5 protein-coding genes are annotated in these 3834 nt (G+C 60.9%); all 5 read left to right on the top strand.

Annotated features, from left to right (window positions below; genetic code table 11):
• On the top strand, window positions 1–968 hold a 968-nt coding region (locus EOA86_RS25995), incomplete at its 5' end, for a cbb3-type cytochrome c oxidase subunit I (protein ID WP_206630132.1).
• Window positions 969–1043: 75 nt separating this feature from the next.
• A complete protein-coding gene (locus tag EOA86_RS25990; protein WP_128344309.1) occupies window positions 1044–1988 on the top strand; it encodes a heme o synthase in 945 nt (314 codons plus the stop codon).
• 2 nt (window positions 1989–1990) lie between these two features.
• On the top strand, window positions 1991–2152 hold the full coding sequence (locus tag EOA86_RS25985; protein ID WP_077381685.1) for a hypothetical protein: 162 nt from the start codon (window positions 1991–1993) through the stop codon (window positions 2150–2152).
• An 8-nt stretch (window positions 2153–2160) separates the two neighbouring features.
• Complete coding sequence (locus EOA86_RS25980) at window positions 2161–2802, top strand: cytochrome c oxidase assembly protein (protein WP_128344307.1); 642 nt, start codon at window positions 2161–2163, stop codon at window positions 2800–2802.
• 1 nt (window position 2803) lies between these two features.
• Complete coding sequence (locus EOA86_RS25975) at window positions 2804–3685, top strand: cytochrome c oxidase subunit 3 (protein ID WP_065006224.1); 882 nt, start codon at window positions 2804–2806, stop codon at window positions 3683–3685.
• Window positions 3686–3834: the final 149 nt, after the last annotated feature.

Below are 3834 nucleotides of genomic sequence, written 5' to 3'. Positions count from 1 at the left end.
GACAGCTGCTGCTGTTGTCGCTTCCGGTTCTGGCCGGCGGCATCACCATGCTTTTGACCGATCGCAACTTCGGCACCACCTTCTTCGCGCCGGATGGCGGCGGCGACCCGATCCTGTTCCAGCACCTGTTCTGGTTCTTCGGGCATCCGGAAGTCTACATCCTGATCCTGCCGGGCTTCGGCATCGTCAGCCACATCGTCTCGACTTTCTCGAAGAAGCCCATCTTCGGCTATCTCGGCATGGCCTATGCCATGGTCGCGATCGGTGCGGTCGGCTTCATCGTCTGGGCGCATCACATGTACACGACCGGCCTGTCGCTCGACACGCAGCGCTATTTCGTCTTCGCCACCATGGTTATCGCGGTGCCGACGGGGGTGAAGATATTCTCGTGGATCGCCACCATGTGGGGCGGGTCGATTTCGCTCAAAACCCCGATGCTATGGGCGATTGGGTTCATCTTCCTGTTCACTGTCGGCGGCGTTACCGGCGTCCAGCTTGCCAATGCCGGTCTCGACCGCCCGCTGCATGACACCTACTACGTGGTCGCGCATTTCCATTATGTGCTGTCGCTGGGCGCGGTCTTTGCCATCTTCGCCGGCTGGTACTATTGGTTCCCGAAGATGACCGGCTACATGTATTCGCCTGTCATCGCCAACACCCACTTCTGGATCACCTTCGTCGGCGTCAACCTCGTCTTCTTCCCGCAGCATTTCCTCGGCCTGTCCGGCATGCCGCGCCGCTATATCGACTACCCGGATGCGTTTGCCGGCTGGAACATGGTGTCGTCCTACGGCTCGTATATTTCCGCCGTCGGCGTGGTCATCTTCCTCTACGGCGTGTTCGAGGCGTTCCAGAAGAAGCGGGTAGCTGGCGCCAATCCATGGGGCGAGGGTGCAACGACGCTCGAATGGCAGCTGCCTTCGCCGCCGCCCTTCCACCAGTGGGAACAACTGCCGAAGATCAAATAGGCGGCTGCCTGGGCGAATACGGAACCGCCGGTCCGCCCGGCGGTTTTGGCCAACGGAATGATGGACTAAGTACGCATGGCCCTTGTCGACGACACATTGACTGACGAACCGGGCTTTCGCATGTCGGAAGCAACGGCGGGCGATTTCTTCGCCCTGTTGAAGCCGCGTGTCATGTCGCTGGTGGTGTTCACCGCCTTTGTCGGTTTGGTCGCGGCCCCCGTGAGCATCAACCCGCTGCTGGCGGTGATCGCCATCCTGGCTATTGCCATTGGTGCTGGTGCGTCCGGCGCGCTCAACATGTGGTATGACGCCGATATCGATGCGGTGATGACCAGGACCGCCGGCCGTCCTGTGCCGGCCGGCCGCATCCGGCCGGGCGAGGCGTTGAGTTTCGGTCTGGTGCTGTCGGTGCTGTCGGTGATGACGCTCGGCGTGCTTGTTAACTGGCTGTCGGCGACGCTGCTGGCCTTCACCATCTTCTTCTATGCAGTCGTCTACACGATGTGGCTGAAGCGCTGGACGCCGCAGAACATTGTCATCGGCGGTGCTGCCGGCGCGATTCCGCCGGTGATCGGCTGGGCCGCGGTGACCGGAACGGTCAGCCTGGAAAGCGCCGTCTTGTTCCTGATCATCTTCCTGTGGACGCCGCCGCATTTCTGGGCGCTCGCTCTCTTCAAGTCCGAGGACTATGCCAGGGCCGGCATCCCGATGATGCCGAATGTCGCCGGCCAGGCTTCGACCCGACGCCAGATCTTTGCCTACGCGCTGATCCTCGCGCCGGTTGGCGTGCTGCCATGGGCGCTCGGTTTCACCACGCCCGCCTATGGGGTCTTTGCGGTGCTGCTCGGTGCCGGCTTTGTCTGGTATGCGTGGAAGGTGCTGCAGATGGCGGACGACGACCATGTGATGAAGCCGGCCAAGGCATTGTTCGGCTACTCACTGCTCTACCTCTTCGCCATCTTCGCCATCTACCTTGCCGACTGCGTTGTCGCGCGCTTGCTGGCCATGGGCGGAGCATGACCATGGCCGATAAGAAACTTGAACTCGTCACGCTCACCGAGCGCCAGCAGAAGGCCCGGCGCAACCGTTCGGTAGCCATCGGCCTGGCGCTGGCGGTGCTTGTCGTCATCTTCTATATCGCGACCGTCGTGAAGTTCGGTCACAACCTCACCGGAACGATGTGAGGCTCAAGATGAACCGCAAAACAGTGACCCATCCTCAAAAGCGGAACACCAACCGCATCGTCGCCGGCGTCTGCATCGCCTTTTTCGGCGGCATGATCGGCATGGCCTATGCTGCGGTGCCGCTCTACGCGATGTTCTGCCAGGCGACCGGTTACGGCGGCACCGTGAAACGCGCAACGCAGCAATATGCCGACCGCGTACTCGATCGCGATATCACCATCCGCTTCGACGCCAACACAGTCGGCGTGCCATGGCAGTTTGAGCCAGTCGACCGCTCGATCACCATCAAGATAGGCGAGACGGCGCAGGCGCATTATAGCGCGACCAACAAGTTCGTCCGGGCGACTACCGGCCGCGCGACCTTCAACGTGCAGCCGGAACTGGCGGGATCTTACTTCAACAAGGTCGAGTGTTTCTGCTTTACCGACACGACGTTGAAGCCTGGCGAGACGCTGGACATGCCGGTCGTGTTCTATGTAGATCCCGACATCGTCAATGCGCCGGAACTGAAGGACCTGAAGACGATTACCCTGTCCTACACGATGTTCCCGGTCGAGAGGAACGAGAAGAACAAACCGGTCGCGTCGTCGGCGCCGGCCGAAGGCACAAGCAACAAAGTTTCACATACCGAACGAAGCCTCGGGGGTTGATATGGCAGACGCGCACGCAAAACCACAACATGACTACCATCTCGTCGACCCGAGCCCGTGGCCGTTCCTTGGCTCGGTCGGCGCGCTGGTCACCGCGATCGGCGGCGTCTGTTACATGCAGTATCTCAAGGGCGGCGATTTCCCGATCTTCGGCTTCAACATCGCCAATCCGTGGCTGTTCTTCATCGGCCTTTTGATCGTTATCTACACGATGTACGCCTGGTGGTCGGATACCATCAAGGAAGCGCATGAAGGCCACCACACGCGTGTCGTGTCGCTGCATCTACGCTACGGCATGATCATGTTCATCGCTTCCGAGGTGATGTTCTTCGTCGCCTGGTTCTGGGCTTTCTTCGACGCCAGCCTGTTTCCCGGCGAGGCACAGCAATACGCCCGCGCCGCCTTCACCGGCGGTGTATGGCCGCCGAAGGGTCTCGAGGTTCTCGACCCCTTCCACCTGCCGCTCTACAACACCGTCATCCTGCTTTTGTCGGGCACTACGGTGACCTGGGCGCACCACGCGCTCATTCATGGCGACCGCAAGGGGCTGATCAACGGCCTGGTGCTGACCGTCGGTCTCGGCATGCTGTTCACCATGGTGCAGGCTTACGAGTACATTCACGCCCCGTTCGGCTTCAGGGATTCGATCTACGGCGCTACTTTCTTCATGGCGACCGGCTTCCACGGCTTCCATGTCATCATCGGCACGATCTTCCTGCTGGTCTGCCTGGTCCGTGCGATCAAGGGCGATTTCACGCCCAAGCAGCATTTCGGCTTCGAGGCGGCCGCGTGGTACTGGCACTTCGTCGACGTGGTCTGGTTGTTCCTGTTCGCGTCGATCTATGTCTGGGCCTCGAGCGGCGCGGTCATTGAAGGCCACTGACATCTTCTTGACGAAATCGACGAGGCGGCTGCGGCGACGTGGCCGCCTTATCTTTTGGGGCGAAGGGCACTAAGGTATCGCAATGAGCGACGACAAGGCGATCTGGCCACCAATCGATCCGATTTCGGCTGGCCTGCACGGCCGCTGCC

This window comes from Mesorhizobium sp. M5C.F.Ca.IN.020.32.2.1 (genome assembly GCF_004023105.1).
GTDB classification, from domain to species: Bacteria; Pseudomonadota; Alphaproteobacteria; order Rhizobiales; family Rhizobiaceae; genus Mesorhizobium; species Mesorhizobium wenxiniae.
The sequence above is the reverse complement of the archived record's forward strand: the minus strand, read 5'-3'. Positions and strand labels throughout refer to the sequence as shown.